This window comes from Geobacter sp. DSM 9736 (genome assembly GCF_900187405.1).
Classification (GTDB): Bacteria; Desulfobacterota; Desulfuromonadia; order Geobacterales; family Geobacteraceae; genus DSM-9736.
In genome coordinates this window covers 1,382,170-1,403,583 of sequence record NZ_LT896716.1, presented here as the reverse complement: position 1 = coordinate 1,403,583, position 21,414 = coordinate 1,382,170, and the positions used below count along the sequence as shown (strand labels likewise).

Below are 21,414 nucleotides of genomic sequence, written 5' to 3'. Positions count from 1 at the left end.
AACAGGAGGGACAGGAGATACAGGAGAAAAGGTAAAACCCAAATTGCTTGAGTTGGAAACAATCAGTCTGTGTTCTCTGTTCCTCCCTGTAAAAGAATGTCCTGTTTCTCCGTGCCTCCGTGTTACTGTGGTTTAGTTAAAACAGAGAGAAGGAGGATTTTCTCCTGCCCCTCCTGTCCATCCTGTTAAAGATTTTTAAGCTTCCTCCGTGCCTCTGTGTCTCTGTGGCCGATTAGAAGTTTCAGCCTATCTTCTTCCGGAATTTCCGCATCGCCACCGCCAGAACCACCACCCCGAATATCACGAGAAAAGCCGCATCACCCGCGAGAGCTTCCATCCCCACGTCCTTCAGGTAGATGCCGCGCATGATGACGATGAGGTAGCGTGCGCTTACTATGTGGGTGAGCGCCTGGAGAGGGGGTGGCATGTTCTCGATGGGGAAGATGAAGCCGGAGAGGAGAAACGACGGGAGCACGGTGGCCACCAGGGCAAGCTGGCTCGCCATAAGCTGATTCTTGGCCATGATGCTGATGAGCATCCCGAGGGAAAGAGCACTCACCAGATAGACTATAGAGAGTCCGGCGAGGAGCAAGAGGTTGCCGCGCAGCGGGACGTCGAAGAGGTAACGGCCCACGAGCACCGAGAGGATCAGGTCGAGGAGCCCGATGGCCAGATAGGGCACCAGTTTTCCGGCGATCATTTCTCCCCCGGTGAGGGGAGTGGAGATGAGCTGCTCCATCGTCCCCGTCTCCCACTCGCGAGCCACGGTGAGCGAGGTGAGAAGGGCGGTGATCACCATCATGATCACTGCGATGAGCCCGGGGAATATGTAGTTTCGCGACTCCATCTCGTCGTTGAACCAGACCCGGGGGCGCAGGTCGAGAAGCGGCGTCGGGTGGAGGGAAATCCGCCGGGAATAGTCGCCCGTTACCGCTTCGGCGTAGCCGAGGGCGATGGTCGCCGTGTTGGCGTCGCTCCCGTCGAGGATCAGTTGGACCGGCGCGTCTCCCTTCGCGAGGCTCCTGGCGAAACCGGAGGGGATGACGAGGGCGGCCAGTGCCTGGCGGGTGTCGATGGCCGTCTCTATCTCGCCGTAACCCGAGACCGATCTCTGGAGGGAAAAATAGCTCGAACCGGTGAAACGGCTCGTAAACTCGCGGCTTTCGGGGGTGCCGCTCTGGTCCCAGACGACGAGGGGGACACGGTCCACATCGAGGGTAAGCGCATAACCGAAGAGGAAAAGGAGAAGGAGCGGGATACCGATGCCCATCCCGAGGCTCCGGGGGTCGCGAAGGACGTGGAGGAATTCCTTCCGGGCCACTGCTATTACGCGCTGCAGGTTCATCGTTGAGCCTTATCCTGCTCGTCCCGTGCCTCGATTAGGGAGACGAAGACATCCTCCAGGGAGGGAAGTATCCGGTTGATCGCCGTGACTCTGAAGTTGCGGTCGGCCAGAGCCCTTGCAAGTTCCGATTCTCCAGTCTTCTCTTCCTTGACTACCACATGAATACTCTGACCGAAGAGCGCGGCATGCTTTACTCCGGCCAGATTTTCAAGGACTTCCATCGCCTCCTGGGGGCGTTCGGACGATACTTCCAGCACCTGTTCCGGCATATGCTGCGTCTTCAGTTCCGCCGGAGAACCGAGGGCAATCAGTTCGCCCCGGTAGATTAGCCCGAGCCGGTCGCAGTACTCCGCCTCGTCCATGTAGTGGGTTGTAACGAAAACCGTCACACCCTCAGCCGACAGGTGGTAGATGAGGTCCCAGAACTGCCTGCGGCTGATCGGATCGACCCCGGAGGTCGGCTCGTCGAGGAAGATCACAGGCGGTTGGTGGAGGATGGAGCATCCAAGAGCGAGGCGCTGTTTCCACCCCCCCGAAAGGTTTCCCGTCAGCGATCGCCGGTGCCCGGCGAGCCCTGCCATCTCTATCACCCACTCCTTTCTGCTCCGGCGCCTGTCAGGTGGAATGCGGTAAATCCCGCTGTAGAAATCGATGTTCTCCTCAACCGTCAGGTCTTCATAGAGTGAAAAACGCTGGCTCATGTAGCCGATGTTTTTCTTGATCTCCTCCGCCTGGGTCACCACGTCATACCCTGCCACCGTGCCGGTGCCGGCTGAAGGAGGGAGGATGCCGCAGAGCATCCGGATGGTGGTCGATTTCCCGGCTCCGTTGGGGCCGAGGAACCCGAAGATCTCTCCCCGGCGAACGTCGAGACTGATCCCTGCGACGGCGGTGAAGTCCCCGAACCGCTTTCCCAGCGATCGCAGCGATACGGAAGGGGGCTCTTGGCCTTGCCGATCGGATGCCGCTCTTGGCACCTCAGCCGGGAAAGCGGCGGAGGGGCGCACAGCGTCTTCATCGGAACGGGAGGCCGTGAGGATCGAAACGAAGACGTCCTCCAGGTTCGCTTCCACAGTGCGGGGGGGATGATAGGGTATTGCAGCCTGCCGCAGGGCCTCCTCCACCGCCGAAGAGGTCGTTTCCGGATCGGTGGCAGTTATGTGGATCTTGTCCCCGAAGACGCCCACCGGATGTCCTGGGAACCGCTCCCGCAGAAAAGGTGCCGCTCGGCGGGCGTCGGAAGTGGCGATCTCCAGGACCTGCCCCGAGACTAGGGACCGGAGCTTCATCGGCGCGTCGCAGGCGAGGAGTTTTCCCTCGTGGAGAAGCCCGACCCGGTGGCAGCGGTCGGCTTCGTCGAGGTAGGCGGTGGAGACGAAGATTGTGACACCCTCGGTAAGCAGCTGATAGAGAATTCGCCAGAAATCCCTGCGGGAAACCGGGTCCACGCCGTTGGTGGGCTCGTCTAGCAGGAGTATCTTCGGCCTGTGGATCAGTGCGCAGGCGAGGCCGAGCTTCTGCTTCATGCCACCCGAGAGCTTGCCGGCAAGTCGCCCGCGAAAGGGGCCGAGGTTGCTGAAGGTGAGTAGGCGCTCCACCTGTGGGGCACGCTCCTTCTTCGAGACACCGAAGATGTCGGCATAGAAGTGGATGTTTTCGAGCACCGTGAGATCAGGGTAGAGGCCGAACCGCTGGCTCATGTACCCGATGTCGTTCTTGAGGGGAGCTGCTTCGCGCACCGTGTCACGCCCAAGCACACGGGCCTCTCCGGCATCCGGGTCCATGATGGCGGCAAGCATCCGCAGGGTTGTGGTTTTACCCGCCCCGTCGGGGCCGATAAGGCCGAAGAGCTCCCCCTGCGCCACCGAGAGGGAGAGCCCGGAGACGGCGGTTACTCCGGCGAAGCGCTTGGTGAGGTTGTCTGTTGTAATTGCATCCATGAACCTAACCTGCCACAGAGGCACAGAGACACTGCGCCTAAATTCGCCACAGAGACACAGAGGCCCAGAGGAAAAGTTGTAATAAAGCGATATTGGGAGGTGCGGAGCGGGAGCGGGTGGAACCTCCCGCAGCCTGGCTTTTGGCCACCCTCATAGCTCTAATCACCCGTCATGCATCATCTTTGCATCTGTTTGTCTGACGAGACATGGTATTCTCTGCGTCTCGGTGTCTCTGTGGCAAGCTACCGGTTGTCAGCCAGTATCAAAGCATCCGCCGGCATTCCCGGCTTCAACTCCTGCTGCGGGTTCCCCACCGAGATCTTGATACGATAGACGAGCTTCACCCGTTCCTTCTCGGTCTGCACGTTCTTCGGCGTGAACTCCGCTTCGGAGGAGATGAAGGTGATGGTACCGTCGAAGGCCTTTCCCGGCCAGCTGTCGCTTGTCACCCGTGCCTTCTGTCCGAGCTTGACCCTTCCCAGGTCGGTCTCCGTTATGTATGCCCGCAGCCAGACGTCGTGCAGGTTTCCCACTGTCACTAACGGGGTGCCGGCGGCCACCAGCTCCCCCGGCTCCGTATGCTTTGCAAGAACAACCCCGGTGAGGGGGGAGCGAAGTTCGGTGTAGCCTAGGCGTGTCTTTGCTTCGGCGAGGGCGGCTTCGGCACTCTGGAGCCGTGCGCGGGCCTGGGAGATGGTCTCCTGTCGCGGTCCCTTCCGAACGAGTGAAAGCCGTTCGGCCGCTTCCCGTGCTGCGGCCCGGGAGGTCTCGAATGCCGTGCGCGACGCGTCCAGTTGCCGAGCCGGGATTACCTCCCTCGCAAAAAGCGCTTTGTCCCGCTCGTAATCTACCTTGAACCGCTCGCTCTCCGCCTTTGCGCGCTGAAAAGCCGCTTCGGCCTGGGCTATTTCCTCGCTGCGGGACCCTGCTTCCAGTTCCGCCAGGGCGGCCCGTACGGCATTGACTTCCCCTTGCCTTGCCGCCACTTCGTGGTTCTGGTCCTGGTCATCGAGTCTCGCAATAAGCTGCCCCGCCGTTACGGCCTCTCCTTCGTCCACCAGCCGCTCCTCGACCCGACCGGGGATCTTGAAGCTGACGGCAACATCGGTGACCTCGATAGTGCCGGAGACTTTTATGCCTGGCGGTTCTTTCGGTTCGCTACGGGTGAAATGCCAGACGGCTGCAACTGCGGCGAGGAGAAGCAGAATGGCGGGGATGAGAATATGTCGTTTCACGAAAGCCTCTTTGCAATGAGAGATACCAGTAGCCCCTGCGGCGCTGCCCTATAGTCGTAGGACTATCATTATAGCTATCTCATCACGATGTCAACTCCGGAGCGGGGTTCAGGCTAAGAGAAATATGGGGGGAGGGGAACGCAGCGCCATCCCGTTTCTGCCTCTTTTTTCCTCATCCTGTTTGCAATGTGCCGAAGTCGTAAAAGGGGCTCCGAGGGCTTGTGGATTAGGGCTTCACGGCATGGATGGCAGGTATAACCACCGGTTGGAATGAATCATGCTGAGTACCCCCTACAAGGACGGCATCCCACGGAAGGCGGTGACACGTGAAAAGTGTTTTGATAGCTGAAGACGAAGCGATTGTCAGGGGTAGCATTAACAAGAAGCTGAAGGAACTCGGCTTCGATCAAATCTATGAATGCGGCGACGGGAAACGGGCCGTCGAGCTGGCGCTGGACAAGCTTCCCGATGTCGCGCTTCTCGATGTTTCGATGCCGGAGCAGGACGGGATTACGGCAGCTCAGCAGATACGGGCGAAGCTGAAGATCCCCATCCTTCTCCTCACTGCATGCCATGACCCGGAGACGGTCAAACGTGCAAAAGAAAGCGGCATTGCTGCATTCCTCACGAAGCCGTTCCGGGAGCAGGACCTGTGGCCGGCGATAGAGCTTGCCTTTGCTCATGCGGACGAGGTGGAGGAGTTGAAGGAGCAGGTGGAGGACCTGAAGGAGGTCATAGAAAGCCGGAAGGTGATCGAGAAGGCGAAGGGTGTCCTCATGCGGACCCAGGGGCTCTCGGAGCCGGAGGCGTTCCGGAGGATGCAGAAGCTTGCGATGGATAAGCGCAAGAGTATGAGGCAGATAGCAGAAGCCATCCTGCTCACGGAGGGGTGACGAACGCTTTCGGGCCATCTCGGCGCGGGGCTTCGGCTCGCTCTTGTGCGGCGTAGCGCTGCTACGCCTCCGCGGCTTGCCTAGCTCCACACCGACCTGACCTCGAAATCGTTCGTCACGGTGTTTTGTAGCGAATGCTTTCGGGCCATCTTGACGTTGCCTTCTTCATCGCTTGTGCGATGTAGCTCCCGCTACGCCTCCGCGCTCTTCCTTGGAAGCCAAGACCTGACCTCGAAATCATTCGCCATTCGGTTTGTGGCGAACGCTTTCGGGCCATCACGGCGTTTCCTTCGTCATCGCTTGTGCAGCGTGGTGCTACCACGCCTCCGCGCTCTTCCTTGGAAGCCAAGACCTGACCTCGAAATCATTCGCCATTCGGTTTGTGGCGAACGCTTTCGGGCCATCTCGGTGTTTCCTTCGTCATCGCTTGTGCAGCGTGGCGCTGCCACGCCTCCGCGCTCTTCCTTGGAAGCCACCGACCTGACCTTGAAATCATTCGCCAGTCGGTTTTGCCTAAAAACATAGCACATGCACCGTCGGTAGGCTGGCTGGATACGGATGCAGAAGTTGAATGCTTGAAAATCCAGCAGTTTCCGTATTGGCACACTCGATGCTCTAACCCAGACAAAACAAACCAACTCGAATACGCCGACGTATTCACTATTGATTGAAGTTCGGCAAAGGCGCCCGCCATTTAACAAATGGGGCGCCTTTTTTGTTGCCCCGACACAAAACCAGGGACCGTCGATTTGGTGATGGATTGTGCGACGGCGACGAGAAGGCACCGCAGGCGTAGCAGCGCTACGTCGAGGATGCCGACGAGGAGCCGGCGTGCAAGACGCGCGAAAGCGGCGGTCCCCAAAGGAGAGAACATGAGACAGATCGCGATTTATGGCAAGGGCGGTATCGGCAAGTCCACGACGACCCAGAATACGGTGGCGGGGCTCGCCTCCCTCGGCAAGAAGGTGATGATCGTCGGGTGCGATCCGAAGGCGGACTCCACCCGCTTGATCCTCCATGCCAAGGCGCAGGCTACGGTGATGGACCTGGTCCGGGAGCGGGGCACGGTGGAGGACCTGGAGCTGGAAGACGTGCTGAAGATGGGGTACGGCGACGTGAAATGCGTAGAATCTGGCGGTCCCGAGCCGGGTGTCGGCTGCGCCGGCCGTGGCGTCATCACTGCCATCAACTTCCTTGAGGAAAATGGGGCCTATACCCCCGACCTCGACTTCGTCTTCTACGATGTTTTAGGAGATGTTGTCTGCGGCGGATTCGCAATGCCGATCCGCGAGAACAAGGCGGAGGAGATCTACATCGTCTGCTCCGGCGAGATGATGGCCATGTATGCCGCCAATAACATCGCCAAGGGAATACTCAAGTATGCCTCCTCCGGAAAGGTCAGGCTCGCCGGGTTGATCTGCAACTCCCGCAAGACGGACAAGGAGTATGAGCTGATCGAGGCGTTGGCGCGGAAGCTCGGGACCCAGATGATACACTTCGTCCCGCGGGACAACCAGGTGCAGCGGGCAGAGCTGCGGCGCATGACGGTTATCGAGTATTCGCCGGAGCACAAGCAGGCGGAAGAGTACCGGATGCTGGCTCAGAAGATCCTCGACAACAAGATGCTTGTGGTGCCGACCCCGCTGGAGATGGATGAGCTGGAAGACCTGCTCATGGAGTTCGGAATCATGGAAGCGGAGGACGAGTCGATTGTAGGTGTCGCGGAAGCCGCTGCTAAGTAATGTCCAAACGCTTTTGCGCCATCTCGGCGCCGCCCTGCGGGGCGTCCTTGTGCGACGTAGCGCTGCTACGTCTCCGCGGCGCTCCTCGGTCGACACCGACCTGGCATCAAAATCGTTCGTCCAAAGGGTTTTAGAAAACCTCTCGGGTTCGCAAAAAGCTCCATATGCAAGGCGCGCGAGGACCGGGGTGCGAGGCGTAGCAGCGCTACGTTGAGCGCCACGGCCCGGAGCGGAACGCAGCAGATGGGCTTTTGGCGGAGCCGTTGAATGGAGAGATATATGTCAATAACTACAGTCGAAGGCATTACCAAAGAATCAACCCAGGAGATGATCGACAAAGTCCTGGAAGTCTACCCCGAGAAGGGTCGGAAAAAACGGGCGCCGCACCTGGCGCCCAATGATCAGGCTAACTGTACCGCCTGCGTCAAGTCCAACAAGAAGACCGTTCCCGGCGTGATGAGCGCCCGGGGCTGCGCCTACGCAGGAGCGAAAGGGGTCGTCTGGGGGCCGATCCGCGACATGGTGCACGTATCCCACGGCCCGGTCGGTTGCGGCTGGTACTCCTGGGGCACACGCCGAAATCTGATGACCGGGAAGCTCGGAGTCGACCAGTTCGGGATGCAGTTCACCTCCGACTTCCAGGAGAAGGACATCGTCTACGGCGGTGACAAGAAGCTCAAGGTGCTCCTCAAGGAGGCAAAGGACCTCTTCCCGCTGGCCAAGGGGATTTCGGTCCTCTCCGAGTGCCCCGTCGGCCTCATCGGCGACGACATCAATGCCGTGGCGAAGACCTCCGCCAAAGAGCTCGACATCCCGATCATCCCCTGCAACTGCGAGGGGTTCCGGGGCGTCTCGCAGTCCCTCGGCCACCACATAAGTAACGACACCATCCGCGACTACATCATCGAGACCCGGGAGTTTTCCGAGCCCATCGGCCCCTACGACATTGCCCTCATCGGCGAGTACAACATCGGTGGCGACGCCTGGTCGACAAAGCCGCTGCTTGAGGAGTGCGGATTCAACGTGAAGGCGGTCTGGACCGGCGACGGCGAGATGGAGAAGATCGCCGCGACGCACCAGGTGAAGCTGAACGTCATCCACTGCTACCGCTCCATGAACTACATGTGCAAGGTGATGGAGGAGAAGTACGGCATCCCCTGGATCGAGCTCAACTTCTTCGGCCCGACCAAAATCAGGGAATCGCTTCGCAAGCTCGCCGAGCTCTTCGACGACACCATCAAGCAGAAAGTGGAGGCGGTGATCGCCAAGTACGACGCGCAGATGCAGGCGGTGATCGACGAGTACCGCCCGCGTCTCGAAGGGAAGAAGGTGATGATCTACGTCGGCGGCCTTCGTCCCCGCCACACCATCGGCGCGTATGAGGACCTGGGGATGGTTTGCGTGGGGTCCGGCTACGAGTTCGCCCATACCGACGACTACGAACGGACCGCCCCGGAGATGCCCGATGCCACCGTGGTCTACGACGACGCGTCCGAATTCGAGATGGAGCAGTTTGCCCACGTGCTGCAGCCGGACCTCGTCGCCTCCGGGATCAAGGAGAAGTACCTGTTCCAGAAGATGGGGATACCGTTCCGGCAGATGCACAGCTGGGATTATTCCGGGCCGTATCATGGGTATAAGGGTTTTCCGATCTTTGCCAGGGATATAGATATGGCGATAAATTCGCCCACGTGGTCGCTTGTCAAAGCGCCTTTCTAGGCGCTTTGATGGCGCCCGCTTTCACGCCATCTCGCCCCCGGACCTCGGCTCGCTCTTGTGCGGCGTAGCGCTGCTACGCCTCCGCGGCTCGCCTCGGGCCGGCGACGATCTGACGCAAAATCGGACGCCGGTGTTTGAAAGATCATAGAAAATCCACCGATCGTGGACGGATGAGTCCCGACGATGAATCAGGGAGCGAGGAGTTTTTCGTCCTGGCAAGGCTGTCGAGGGACCGGGCGGAGGCGTAGCAGCGCTACGCCGCACAACCGGTGCCGAAGACTTACGCAGCCAGAGCGGAAAAGAACCGCTCCCCAAAGGAGATACGATTATGGCTAACAATCTTGGCCTAGCAGTAAATCCGGTTACCGAGACACCCGCCGAAGAGATCGAGCGGGTTGCGAACTGGATCAATACCGAAGAATACAAGGAGCTCAACTTCAAGCGCGAGGCGCTCGTGGTGTGTCCTCCCCACACTTGCCAGCCGCTGGGGGCGGAGCTCGTAGCCCACGCCTTCGAAGGCTCGCTCCCCTTCGTGCACGGCTCCCAGGGTTGCGCCTCCTACTACCGCTCCACCCTGAACCGCCACTTCCGCGAGCCGGCACCCGCCGTCTCCGACGCGATGACCGAGGACGGCGCGGTTTTCGGCGGGCAGAACAACCTTCACGAGGGGCTCGATAACGCCATCGCCCTCTACAAGCCGAAGATGATCTCCGTCTTCACATCCTGCATGCCTGAGATCATCGGGGACGACCTGAGCGCCTTCATCAAGAACGCACGCAACAAAGGGATCGTTCCCGCGGATATGCCGGTGCCCTATGCCAACACCCCGAGCTTCAACGGCTCCCACGTCCACGGGTACGATGCCATGCTCCTCTCCATCCTCCAGAACCTCACCGACGGGAAGAAGGTGGAAGGGCGCTGCACCGGGAAGATAAACCTCATCCCCGGCTTTGATGCCAATACCGGGAACTTCCGCGAGTACAAGAAGATCTTCGAGGCATTCGGCGTTCCCTACACGATCCTCGGCGATATCTCCGAAGTGTTCGACTCCCCCCTCGACGGCACCTACCGCCTCTATCCAGGGGGGACGAAGCTTGAAGACGCCGCCGATTCCATCAACGGCAAAGCGACCATCAACCTCGGCCCCTTCTCGGCCACCAAGACCTACGCCTGGCTGAAAGACAGCTACGCAGGGAAACATTCCGCCCTCCCGATGCCGCTAGGCATTGCAAAAACTGATGCTTTCCTTATGAATATTGCCGAAATGTCGGGCAGGCCCATTCCCGAAAGCCTCAAGGCAGAGCGGGGAAGGGCGGTGGACGCCATCACCGATTCCCACCAGTACATCCACGGGAAGAAGTTCGCCCTCTACGGCGACCCCGACCAGCTTCTCGGGTACATCTCCTTCCTCCTCGAAATGGGGGCGGTCCCCTATCACATCCTCTGCAGCAAGGGGAGCAAAAAGGTGGAGAAGGAGATCCAGGCGCTTCTGGACGCCTCCATGTACGGCAAGCAGGGAAAGATATACATGGGGAAAGACCTCTGGCACATGCGGAGCCTCCTCATGACCGACCCGGTGGATGCCATCATCGGCGACACCCACGGCAAGTTCGCCGCCAGGGACGCCAACATCCCGCTCTTCCGATTCGGTTTCCCGGTTTTCGACAGGGTCAACAGGCACCGCTATCCGATCGTCGGCTATCAGGGGGTCATCAACATGGTGACGGAGATATGCAATACGTTTATCGACATCGTGGATCAGAGCTGCGAGGACAGGTTCTTCGAAATGATGCGCTGATCCGAGCGAGCCTTTTACGCCATCTTCATACCGGCGGGCGCGGGCCCTCTTGTGCGGCGTAGCGCTGCTACGCCTCCGCGGGGCCCGCTCCCGCCGGCATAAACCTGACGGAAAAATCTCGCTCGCACTCGGTTTTAAACAAAAAGGACACTTCCCTTCGGTGGTGTCCTTTTTGTTTTTCTCTTTGGTTTTCTCTCTTTTTACCTCTGCGGTAAGTTCATCTGCGCCGTCTTGATACTTAAATCACGTTATTGAAAAAATTTGGTTGTTCAAAAATAGTCAGATCGTCGCACCCGCAGAAAGCCCCAAGGAGGTGTAGTACCCTCTGGGGCATAAACAGCGCGACGCCGCACACGGTGGCTTTCGAGGAGGGCGGCGAGATGAATGTTTTTTCAACAACCCCAAAGGTGGTAATTGGGGATGATGATGCTTATAGTATCGTCATGGAACAAGACGCGCTCAGCGGCAGTTATGAAGAGCAATGGCTGGAGATCCGCCCCGGACGTATCGGTGACGCAGGAGCGGGCACCCTTAGCGAGCGGCAGGCGAATCTCTGGGCGTTGGTGCTGGCGGCTCGTGCTCTCCCGAGCCATGTCGAAATGGGGATTGGCGGGTGGCGGTTGCTGGTGCCTGCCGGGGCCTATGACGAGGCAGCGGAGCAGTTGCGCCTTTTTGAGGAAGAGAACCGGGACTGGCCGCCGCCTCCACCTGCCCCCCGTCCGCTCGTGGAGAACACGCTGGCAACCCTCTCCGTATTGATCCTGCTGGCCACCTTTTTCAATGTGACGCAGCTCGGCAACTTGCCGGATGGACACTCGGCCCCGAACTGGACCGAACTCGGCAGCGCAAGGGCCAACCTGATCCTTGACGGCGAATGGTGGCGGCTCGTGACCGCGCTCACGCTGCACGCCGACCTGGTGCATCTGATCGGCAATCTCACCATCGGCGGTTTCTTTCTCGTCTGCCTCTGCCGTGAACTCGGCTCAGGCCTCTCCTGGAGCCTGCTCCTCGCAGCAGGAGCTTCAGGAAACTGGCTGAATGCCCATGTTCAACTTCCGAGCCACGATTCCGTTGGCGCCTCCACCGCCGTATTCGCCGCCGTCGGGATATTCGCCTCGATCAGCCTGGTCCGCTACCGGCACCATCTGCACCGCCGCTGGCCTCTGCCGGTGGCGGCTGCGCTGGCGCTCCTGGTCCTGCTGGGAACCGAGGGGCGGAACACCGACCTCGGGGCGCATTTTTTCGGGTTTTTCTTCGGTATCGGCTTCGGGTTGGCAGCGGAATTTCTGATCGTAAGGTATGGCCGGCCGGGGCAACTGGTCAGTGTTCTGCTTGCGTCGGCCAGCGCCGCGGTAGTTGTCTTGTCCTGGTGGGCCGCTTTCACATTGGGAGTGTATTGAGCGCGTTACTGAAAACCTCACTCGCAGTAGTTCTGGAAAGTAAAAGAGACACCTCCTGAACGCAGGAACATTCACCTGTTTTTCTCCTCTTTACCAAAACAATTATGTTGTAAAACAAGTTTGTTTTGCCGGTTGGTTCCTTGACTCGCATTGGGAAATGTGCGAAAAAGTGAACGCTTTACTAGAGACGTAAGATGTTCAACGCACCCTGGAGGATGACTGGATGGATGAGCAACAGGGGAGTCTGGATGGTTTGGCCGAAGAACCTGTCCCTATCGTCACCGGCATGAAGAAAAAAGCTGCAGCCGCCCCTCGTCCCAAAAACCAGGATGCTGCTCAGATAATTTCCTACCGCCATCCCGATCGAAGGAAGAACAATCCCGAGGTCGGCGTGGTAACTCCCGCTACCGATCCTGCGCAGCCGCAGACCCTATGGTCCTACGACCCTCACCTGGACCCGGCCCTCCAGTTCGACAGCAGCCGTTCAGCAATCGAAAGCCTGATCGATGATGCCCTGGCTTCCGCCGACCCCGAAACCATGCGCCTCGCCCTGGAGGAGTTGAAGCGCCTCCAGTCCCCCTACCTCAACTGGACCGGAAAGGCCGAGCGCACCAGCTTCGATGTGGACACCGTCTCCCTCCACGTCCACGAGCGGATGGACCCGATGAGCATCCTGGCCGCGGTGCGCAAGCGGATGAAGGAGGGGAAGCCGTCGAAGATGGTGCAGCCCGGTCTGTTCGAGGCCCCCTTCGAAAGCCTGCCCCTGCGGGACGCCATCGACTTCTACAGGCATGATCGCGGCTGGGCCAATCGGCTCATTGCCGGCGACTCCCTGCTGGTGATGAATTCGCTGCTTCAGAAGGAGGGGATGGTGGGGGCAGGTGAATATGCAATCGGAGGTTTGTTAAGTGAGATATTGGGTGGGCGTAACTGATAATCGTTGGTTCAAGTATCTTTCAAAATTAAGGCCGGATGAGGTTAATTTCTGGCAGCCTAGCGCGATCCCGCCGTTTACTGGAGCACCCGTAGGCCTTCCCTTTCTGTTCAAGCTAAAACGTCCTTATAATCACATTGCAGGCGGTGGATTTTTTGTGACCTATAGCAGGCTTCCGTTAAGCATTGCATGGGAGGTTTTTGGTGAGAAAAATGGTTGCAGTTCCATTGAAGAGCTCCGAGAACTCATTCAACCCTTGACTGCTGGCGGCCGCAATGATGATGATATCGGCTGCACAGTCCTAACAAGCCCATTCTTTTTGAATGAATCAGACTGGCTTGCGGACCCGCCTGATTGGTCGTCTAATATAGTACGAGGAAAGATGTTCGAGTCAGGAGTAGGTGCTGGACGCGAAATATGGAGAAAAATCCAGTATAAGCTTACGGCGTCTGCTGGTGAACCAGGCAATATTTCTAATGCCACTATTGCGGCCGAATCTACTGAAAAATATGGGGCTCCAATTGAAGTTCGTCCAAGACTTGGTCAGTCTTCATTCCGCGTACTGGTCACGGAGGCTTATCAGCGGCGCTGTGCGATAACTGGCGAAACAACGCTGGTGGCCCTCGAGGCGGCACATATTGTCCCTTACTCCGGCGAAGGAGGGCATGATGTCAGAAATGGACTTCTGCTCAGAGCGGATTTTCACCGACTTTTTGATGTGGGCTTGGTAAGTGTCTCTCCGGATTATCGGATACGAGTAAGCCCAAGGATCAGAGAGACGTGGTTCAATGGTAAAGTGTATTATCGTCTTGATAATCAACCTTTATCGGTAGTGCCGACCCAGCCGATTATGAGGCCAGACCCTGATCGACTTGAATGGCATTTAAAAAATAGATTCCAGGCATGAGATGAGTTTCATGCTCTCAAAGCAGCTATTAGATCGGTTGTTAGAGTTCAGTAGAGAAAGAAACTGGGAGCAATTCATTCAGTGCGAAATCTCAGTGCTGCAATATGTGTAGAAGCTTCTGAAATACTTGATATCTTTCGTTGGGCGCGACGACGAAGTAGAGAAGATTATCGAAGAGCAACGCTTGAAATTGAACATGAACTTGCAGATGTGGCCATCCTTCTTTCCTACCTTGGCCATAATTTAGGAGTTGAAATCGAAGATGCTGTAGCAAGGAAAATTAATCAGAATCACAAAAGATGTCCAGTCGACAAAGCAAAAGATGTTGCAACAAAATATAACGCACTGAAATAGGACTGATAGCGTGACTTGGTCTCCGGCGGTACGGGGAAGATCGCCCTCTGGCTCCTCAACACCGACTACGACGAGCGTTCGCTGTTTCCCCGCCAGGTTTTCTTCCCGATGGCCGGCAAGGGGGAAGGGTGGCAGAAGCTTAAGAAGGACATCCGGGCCGAGCTGAACGAAGAGCTGCTCCAGCAGTTCCACGGCACCGTGTCCCTTCCTTTCGAAGCGGGTGACAACCGGAAGGTCGCGGTTAAGATTGTAGATGACCGGGGTATAGAGAGTCTGAAGATACTGCCGCTGGATTGAAAGGAGGCGAGTTATGCCCGTTGTCAGCATGTTTTACGGACTGATCATCTACATGTATTCTCTTGACTCGAAGCAGCATCACCTGCCCCACATCCATGTGGAGTACCAGGGGCAGGAGTGCATCGTCGCCATTCCCGGCGGAGAAGTCCTCGAAGGGGAGCTGCCGGCAAACAAGATGAAGCTTCTCGCTGCCTGGATAGAGATTCATCAGGAGGAGCTCATGGCTGACTGGTCGCTGGCAACCAAGGGACAGCCGATTTTCAAGATCGACCCCCTGCGTTGAGGGAGGAGAGCCATGAATCCACGTGTGGTTGAAGCGGTTTGCCATGATAACCTTACCATCAGCCTGACCTTCTCAAATGGCGAGCGCCGGAAATTCGACGTCCGTCCGTACCTGCAGTACCCGGTTTACACCCCTCTGGCGAGCGTCCCCTATTTCCTGCAGGGGAAGGCTTCCCACGGCACGGTGGAGTGGCCGAACGAGGAGGATTTCTGTCCAGATACCCTCTATCTGGAGAGCGTGCCGGACATGAATTCGCCCCTGGGGAATGCTGCATGAACCAACCTTCCTCACTCATCATCAACTCCCCTTACGAGCCTCCACGCCAGCACTGGCAGCAAGCACGGGACGGCTCTCTGACTATGGTCGAGGAGCGCCGTTCCGCCGGCTATGAGATTTTCGACGTGCGCTACAACACGAAGCGGACGGAGCCGCTGGATTTGGTGAACACTATCCGGCAACGGGTCGGAGAGTGGCGTGCGGCTGGATACCCCGGCGTAACGAGCGTGACACGTAGGCTCCTGGAACACTGGCACGACCGGGAAGCACGGCAGTTCCCCTTCTACTTCTGCCAATTGGAGGCGATGGAGACGCTGATCTGGTGGACGGAGGGCTCGGCGGAACACCGGCAGGGGATAGACGTCCCCGGCGACGGCGGCCCGTGGCAGCGCCTCTGCTGCAAGATGGCGACTGGGAGCGGCAAGACGACGGTGATGGCGATGGTTATCACGTGGCAGGTGCTGAACGCGCTGACTTACCCGAAGCGGGCGAAGGATTTTTCCAGGGCGGTATTCATCGTCGCCCCGGGGATTACGGTCAAGGAACGGCTGCGGGTTCTCTATCCGGGGGAGCCGGACAACTTCTACGACGCTTTCGGCCTCTGCCCTTCGGAAGCGCTCCGCCAGAAACTGAACCAGGCGGAGATCCTAATCGAGAACTGGCACTCACTGATGCCGCTGAAGCAGACGGAGCGCTCGGTGGTGAAGAAGGGGGCCGAGAGCGACGAGGCGTTCACCCGCCGGGTGCTGGGCAAACTGGCGACCTGCCGCGACCTTGTCGTGCTCAATGATGAAGCCCACCATGCCTACCGCATTCCCGCGGAGCTGAAAATCAGCAAGAAGCAGGCGGCGGAGCAGGGGATCGACCTGGACGAGGCGACGCGATGGATCGAGGGGCTCGACCGCATCCACAAGACCCGGCGCATCCGCTGCTGTTTCGATCTTTCGGCAACCCCATTCGCCCCCACGGGGAAGGCAAGCAGCGAAGCTGGTCTGTTCGGCTGGATCGTTTCCGATTTCGGCCTCAACGACGCCATTGAGGCCGGGCTGGTAAAGACGCCACGGGTGGTTATTCGCGACGACGCGCTTCCCGATGCCAAGACGTATCGCTCCAAGCTCTACCACATCTACCGCGATCCCGAAGTTGCGGAAAACCTCAACAGCAAGGCTGAAAGCCACGAGCCGTTGCCCAAGCTGATTCAGGATGCCTATACACTGCTCGGGGCCGATTGGCGGGAAACCCTGCGCCAGTGGCAGGAGGCGGGGCATCCATCACCGCCGGTCATGCTGACGGTATGCAACCGGACCGAAACGGCATCGCGCATTGAGCACTATTTTCGCAACGGAGATGCCCATTGGCCCGAGCTGCTGGCCCCGACCCGGACGTTGCGGGTGGATTCCAAGGTGCTGGAAAAGGCCGAAATCGGCGAAACTGCAGCCAGCGACAAGAACTACGAAGAGACTCTCCGCGCCATCGTTGACGCGGCTTCCATTCCTGAAACCCGCAAGGAGCGCCTGCGTTCCCTGAAAAAGGAAGAGCTGCTGCGAGAAATAGTCGACAACGTAGGTAAGCGGGGGGCTGCCGGGCAGGATTTGCAGAAGGTTATTTCAGTAGCGATGCTGTCGGAGGGATGGGACGCCAAGAACGTCACCCACATAATGGGCTTACGCGCCTTTACGAGCCAGCTTCTCTGCGAGCAGGTCATCGGGCGGGGGCTGCGACGTGTTTCGTACGAAATCGACGAAAAGGGGCTGTTTCTTCCCGAGTATGTGAACGTCTTCGGAGTACCCCTGTCGATCTTTCAGGTAGGCGACGAAGGTGGGCCGCCTCCGCCTCCTCCGAAACCGAGTACGCAGATCGAATCACTTCCGGAGCGAGCGGATCTGGAAATCCGCTGGCCTAACGTGCTGCGTATCGACACGGTGGTTCGCCCGGTCCTGACGGTGGATTGGGGACAGGTCGGACCGTTGATACTTGACCCGGCCCAGACGCGGATCAGCGCCGAACTGGCTCCGGCTCTGGGTGGCGCGGCGGATTTGAGCAAGGGACACGCCATAGATCTTGAACAGTTGCCTGAAGGTTTCCGCCTTCAGAGACTCGTGTTCCAGGCGGCTAGGAAAGGGTTTGAAGAACTGGAGCGAAAATTCCAGGGAACTCGCGAGTATCTGGTGTTCCAGCTTATCCGCATTGTGGAGCAGTTTCTCGATTCGGACAGGATGCAGATTCCGTCGCTCTATCATCAGGAACCGTTGCGCAAGCGGATACTCTTTGCGCTCAACATCGATCTCATCGTGCATCACCTCCTGCGCCATGTGACGGAGCAGAACCAGGAACGGCTGGAGCCGGTGTTCGACGAGGATGCCCCCCTCGGCTCCACCGCCACAATGCGCACCTGGTATACTACGAAGGTATGCCACCCGACACGCCGCTCCCAGATCAGCCACATGGTGGCGGACAGTTCATGGGAGCAGTACGCCGCAAACCTGCTAGACCAGAGCAGCCGCGTCTCGGCATACGCAAAGAACGATCATCTAGGTTTCTACGTCTGGTATCTCTGGAACGGTGTCAGGCGCCGCTTCATTCCTGATTTTCTGATTCGCCTGAAGAACGGGAAGAGCCTCGTGCTGGAAATCAAGGGTGAGGATTCGGAGCAGAACCGGGCGAAACGTGCGGCACTGGACGTCTGGGTACGTGCAATCAACCAGCGGGGCGGGTTTGGCGAATGGTGCTGGGATGTTGCATTTGTCCCTGCACAGATGCAGGACATACTGGCGAGGCACGGCTGAGGTAAGATAAGGAAGAGAAGGGGCAGCCCGCCGCGGGCTGCCCCTTTTGTGTGTCGTGCTGAACCGTTACCAGTTCTCTCCGAGCAGCTCGAAGTGCGCCTGAGGATGCACGCAGGCCGGGCATTTCTCGGGGGCGCTGTTTGCATCGAGCACGTACCCGCAGTTGCGGCAGCGCCACGTCACTTCTTCGTCACGGCTGAAGACACGCCGGTTTTCAATGTTGGCGAGAAGGTCGCGGTACCGCTTCTCATGCTGTTTTTCCGCAACCGAGATCGCCCTCCATGCGGCGGCGATGACGGGGAAGCCTTCCTCGTCCGCCACCTGAGCGAATGCGGGGTAGAGGTCGCTGTGCTCTTCAAATTCCCCCATGGCTGCGGCCAGGAGGTTTTCGGCGGTGGTGCCGATTTTGCCGGCGGGGAAACATGCGGTAATTTCCGCGTCTCCCCCCTCCAGGAACTTGAAGAAGCGCTTGGCGTGCTCTTTTTCCTGGTTGGCGGTTTCCTCGAAGATTTCGGCAATCTGCACGTATCCTTCTTTCCGAGCCACCCCCGCGAAGTAGGTGTAACGGTTCCGTGCCTGGCTCTCGCCGGCGAATGACTTCAAGAGGTTCTGTTCTGTTTTTGTTCCCTTTAGACTACCCATCGAGCTCTCTCCTCCATCTGCATTTATAATGTGGACTTTACGCGTGCGGCGACATTACATGAAAATTCTCCCGTTCACAACGCCCTGCTGCCGGTCAGCGGTATACATTCGAGGAATGGGAACCCCGCCGCAGTATCGGTCGGGGTTCACCCGACTATCACTTCGTGATCGGCTGCGGTGTCGACCCGCTCCCCGGCGGCAGGATGGGGTGCTCGACTTTCGGCTGCTTTCCGTTCAGGGTTACGAGGAACGCGGTGATGTCATCGGCTTCGGCCTCGTTGATCTTGACACCGAGCTGCGAAGTCCCCATCACGGTCACTGCCTCTTTGAGGCTCCAGACTTTTCCGGAATGGAAGTACGGGGCGGTCAGGGCCACGTTGCGCAGCGAAGGTGAACGGAACACGTAGTTGTCTTTGGAGGTGTTGGTGACTTTGAACCGCCCGGTGTCAGCAGCGGGACGTATTTCCGCCGAAGGGGCTTCGACCACGCCGAACGGGAAGTAGCCGCTCCCCCCGACGTTAAGTCCGCTGTGACATGCGACGCACCCTTTATCCATGAAGAGGGCGAGACCCTTCTCCTGCTTCGTGCTCAATGCCTTCTTCTTCCCCTTGAGGTAGAGATCGAACGGGGAGTCGGGGGTGAGAAGGGTCGCCTCGAAGACCTCGATGGCCTTGGCCATGTTGTCGAAGGTCACCGGGTTCTGCTGTTTCGGGAACGCCTTCCTGAAAAGCTCCACATACCCCGGGATGCTCTCGAGCGTCTGGACGGCGTGCTCAGGAGTGTTGTTCATCTCCACCGAAGCCTGGACCGGACCCTTTGCCTGGGCTTTCAGATCCTCGGCTCTTCCGTCCCAGAACTGGGCGATGTTGAACACCGCGTTGAGCACGGTCGGTGCGTTGCGCGGGCCCTTCTGCCACCCGTGGCCGATGGAGGTTTCCTGAAGATCGATCCCTGCGAGCCCGACGTTGTGGCAGGTATTGCAGCTGATGAGCTGGGACGACGAGAGGCGCGGGTCGAAGTAGAGCATTTTGCCCAGTTCCACTTTGGCCGGAGTCGCCGGGTTCCCCTTGAGTGCGGGCGGTTTTGCCGGCACCGGCTGAAAAAGCGCCTGTGCCCGTTTCATGGTGTCTTCCTTCCCCCATGCCGTTGCCGTCATAGCGCACATACACAGTGAGGCAGCTGTCGTATAACCGACCATTTTTTTCCCGAGTTTCATCATAGCCCTCCGTTAAGTGAAATTTCTGCTCCCATCAGTATGGGAGAGGTTCTTGAGCATCAGGACACGGGAGCCGGAGCTAGGTTTTGCACTCCAGTCGCTGCTTCAACTTCCCCCATCGGGATTCCGAGGGCGTCGGCGACTCCTTTGCCGTAAGCCGGATCGGCCTTGAGGCAGTTGCCTATGTGGCGGATCTGGACCTCACGCGGAGCCCCTCCGAGGGCGCGGGCCGTGTTGGCGAAGAGGATCTGCTGCTTCTCCGGCCCCATAAGGCGGAAAAGCAGGCCTGGCTGGGTGTAGTAGTCGTCGTCCTCCCGGTGGTTCCAGTGGTCGGCGGCTCCTTCAAGCGAGAGCGGTGGCTCCGAAAAATCGCGCTGCTCCTGCCACTCACCATAGCTGTTCGGCTCGTATCCGAGGGTGCCGCCGTAATTGCCGTCAATGCGCATGGCGCCGTCCCGATGGTAGCTGTGGTACGGGCAGCGGGGGGCATTGACCGGGATCTGGTGGTGGTTCACTCCGAGGCGGTAGCGCTGGGCATCGCCGTAGGAGAAGAGCCTTCCCTGGAGCATCTTATCGGGGGAGAATCCGATGCCGGGAACCACGTTCCCGGGGTTGAATGCCGACTGCTCCACCTCGGCGAAGTAGTTCTCGGGGTTGCGGTTCAACTCGAGAACGCCCACCTCGATGAGGGGGTAGTCCTTGTGGAACCAGACCTTGGTGAGATCGAAGGGGTTGTAGGGGCAGGTCGCCGCGTCCTTTTCCGGCATGATCTGGACGAACATGGTCCACCGGGGGAAGTCCCCCTTTTCGATGCTCTCGAACAGGTCGCGCTGGTGGCTTTCCCGGTCCTTTCCGATGAGGCCTTCCGACTCCTCGTCGGACAGGTTTTTGATCCCCTGCTGGGTGCGGAGGTGGAACTTCACCCAGTAGCGTTCGTTGTTCGCATTGATGAAGCTGAAGGTATGGCTGCCGAAGCCGTGCATGTGGCGGTACGTGGCGGGTATCCCCCGGTCGCTCATGACGATGGTGACCTGGTGCAGCGCCTCGGGGAGCGAGGTCCAGAAGTCCCAGTTGTTGCGGGCGCTGCGCATGTTGGTGCGTGGGTCGCGCTTGACCGCATGGTTCAGGTCGGGGAACTTCAGCGGATCGCGCAGGAAAAATACGGGGGTGTTGTTCCCCACCAGGTCCCAGTTCCCCTCTTCGGTGTAGAACTTGACGGCGAAGCCCCGGATATCCCTTTCCGCGTCGGCGGCGCCCCGTTCTCCCGCTACCGTGGAAAAGCGGAGGAAGAGGTCGGTTTGCTTTCCTACCTGGGAGAAAATCTTCGCTTTCGTATAGCGGGTGATGTCGTGGGTCACGGTAAAGGTGCCGTAGGCGCCGGAGCCCTTGGCGTGCATCCGGCGCTCGGGGATCACCTCACGGTCGAAGTGGGCGAGTTTCTCCAGGAACCAGACATCCTGAAGAAGCATCGGCCCTCGCCGGCCGGCGGTAATTACGTTCTGGTTGTCCACAACCGGGGCTCCTGCTCTCGTCGTCAGCTTCTTGTCTGCCATTATCTTCTCCTTTCGATTGACTTACTGTACTGCGATAGATGCGGTCTTATTCCTGTCTTGACGGATTTCACTCTCTTCCGGTTTTCCGGAGCTC

Annotated in this window: 16 protein-coding genes and 2 pseudogenes; 12 read left to right on the top strand and 6 right to left on the bottom strand. The window is 58.7% G+C overall.

What is annotated here, in order from left to right; all coding sequences use genetic code 11:
• Positions 1-241: 241 nt before the first annotated feature.
• The 3 genes from CFB04_RS06555 to CFB04_RS06545 form a co-directional block, all read right to left on the bottom strand.
• Positions 242-1,345, bottom strand: coding sequence for an ABC transporter permease (locus CFB04_RS06555; RefSeq protein ID WP_088534529.1), 1,104 nt, complete (start codon positions 1,343-1,345; stop codon positions 242-244).
• Positions 1,342-3,285 (bottom strand): ATP-binding cassette domain-containing protein, encoded by a 1,944-nt coding sequence (locus tag CFB04_RS18515; RefSeq protein WP_088534528.1) that lies wholly within the window; start codon positions 3,283-3,285, stop codon positions 1,342-1,344. The genes CFB04_RS06555 and CFB04_RS18515 overlap by 4 nt, the downstream gene beginning before the upstream one ends.
• Positions 3,286-3,527: 242 nt before the next feature.
• Positions 3,528-4,520: an efflux RND transporter periplasmic adaptor subunit gene (locus CFB04_RS06545; RefSeq protein ID WP_088534527.1), complete on the bottom strand. Its 993-nt coding sequence runs from the start codon at positions 4,518-4,520 to the stop codon at positions 3,528-3,530.
• Positions 4,521-4,846: 326 nt separating this feature from the next.
• Between CFB04_RS06545 and CFB04_RS06540 the strand changes: the two genes are divergently transcribed.
• From CFB04_RS06540 to CFB04_RS06485, 12 genes and pseudogenes are all read left to right on the top strand, one after another.
• Positions 4,847-5,413: an ANTAR domain-containing response regulator gene (locus CFB04_RS06540; RefSeq protein WP_088534526.1), complete on the top strand. Its 567-nt coding sequence runs from the start codon at positions 4,847-4,849 to the stop codon at positions 5,411-5,413.
• An 872-nt stretch (positions 5,414-6,285) separates the two neighbouring features.
• Positions 6,286-7,155, top strand: a complete 870-nt coding sequence (gene nifH / locus CFB04_RS06535; RefSeq protein WP_088534525.1) for a nitrogenase iron protein — start codon at positions 6,286-6,288, stop codon at positions 7,153-7,155.
• A 279-nt stretch (positions 7,156-7,434) separates the two neighbouring features.
• Positions 7,435-8,874 (top strand): nitrogenase molybdenum-iron protein alpha chain, encoded by a 1,440-nt coding sequence (nifD, locus tag CFB04_RS06530; protein ID WP_088534524.1) that lies wholly within the window; start codon positions 7,435-7,437, stop codon positions 8,872-8,874.
• A 328-nt stretch (positions 8,875-9,202) separates the two neighbouring features.
• Positions 9,203-10,672, top strand: a complete 1,470-nt coding sequence (gene nifK, locus CFB04_RS06525) for a nitrogenase molybdenum-iron protein subunit beta (RefSeq protein ID WP_088534523.1) — start codon at positions 9,203-9,205, stop codon at positions 10,670-10,672.
• A gap of 380 nt (positions 10,673-11,052) precedes the next feature.
• Entirely contained in the window at positions 11,053-12,072 is a 1,020-nt protein-coding gene (locus CFB04_RS06520; RefSeq protein ID WP_231934398.1) for a rhomboid family intramembrane serine protease, read from the top strand.
• 310 nt (positions 12,073-12,382) lie between these two features.
• Positions 12,383-12,949 (top strand): annotated as a pseudogene (locus tag CFB04_RS06515) (site-specific DNA-methyltransferase); the annotation flags it as partial.
• Positions 12,950-12,980: 31 nt separating this feature from the next.
• Positions 12,981-13,913: an HNH endonuclease gene (locus tag CFB04_RS17850; protein ID WP_157698741.1), complete on the top strand. Its 933-nt coding sequence runs from the start codon at positions 12,981-12,983 to the stop codon at positions 13,911-13,913.
• Positions 13,914-13,994: 81 nt separating this feature from the next.
• Positions 13,995-14,267 (top strand): MazG-like family protein, encoded by a 273-nt coding sequence (locus CFB04_RS06505; protein ID WP_157698740.1) that lies wholly within the window; start codon positions 13,995-13,997, stop codon positions 14,265-14,267.
• Between the two features lie 12 nt (positions 14,268-14,279).
• Positions 14,280-14,564: pseudogene (locus CFB04_RS06500) on the top strand (site-specific DNA-methyltransferase); the annotation flags it as partial.
• A 13-nt stretch (positions 14,565-14,577) separates the two neighbouring features.
• A complete protein-coding gene (locus tag CFB04_RS06495) occupies positions 14,578-14,847 on the top strand; it encodes a DUF4160 domain-containing protein (protein WP_088534520.1) in 270 nt (89 codons plus the stop codon).
• 12 nt (positions 14,848-14,859) lie between these two features.
• Complete coding sequence (locus tag CFB04_RS06490; RefSeq protein ID WP_088534519.1) at positions 14,860-15,123, top strand: DUF2442 domain-containing protein; 264 nt, start codon at positions 14,860-14,862, stop codon at positions 15,121-15,123.
• Positions 15,120-17,909: a BPTD_3080 family restriction endonuclease gene (locus CFB04_RS06485; protein WP_088534518.1), complete on the top strand. Its 2,790-nt coding sequence runs from the start codon at positions 15,120-15,122 to the stop codon at positions 17,907-17,909. Before CFB04_RS06490 ends, CFB04_RS06485 begins: the two co-directional genes overlap by 4 nt.
• A gap of 66 nt (positions 17,910-17,975) precedes the next feature.
• Here CFB04_RS06485 and rbr read toward each other — a convergent pair whose 3' ends face one another.
• The 3 genes from rbr to CFB04_RS06470 form a co-directional block, all read right to left on the bottom strand.
• Positions 17,976-18,551, bottom strand: a complete 576-nt coding sequence (gene rbr, locus CFB04_RS06480) for a rubrerythrin (protein ID WP_088534517.1) — start codon at positions 18,549-18,551, stop codon at positions 17,976-17,978.
• A 157-nt stretch (positions 18,552-18,708) separates the two neighbouring features.
• Positions 18,709-19,716, bottom strand: a complete 1,008-nt coding sequence (locus CFB04_RS06475) for a cytochrome-c peroxidase (protein ID WP_231934465.1) — start codon at positions 19,714-19,716, stop codon at positions 18,709-18,711.
• A 110-nt stretch (positions 19,717-19,826) separates the two neighbouring features.
• Complete coding sequence (locus CFB04_RS06470; protein WP_088534516.1) at positions 19,827-21,320, bottom strand: catalase; 1,494 nt, start codon at positions 21,318-21,320, stop codon at positions 19,827-19,829.
• Positions 21,321-21,414 lie beyond the last annotated feature (94 nt).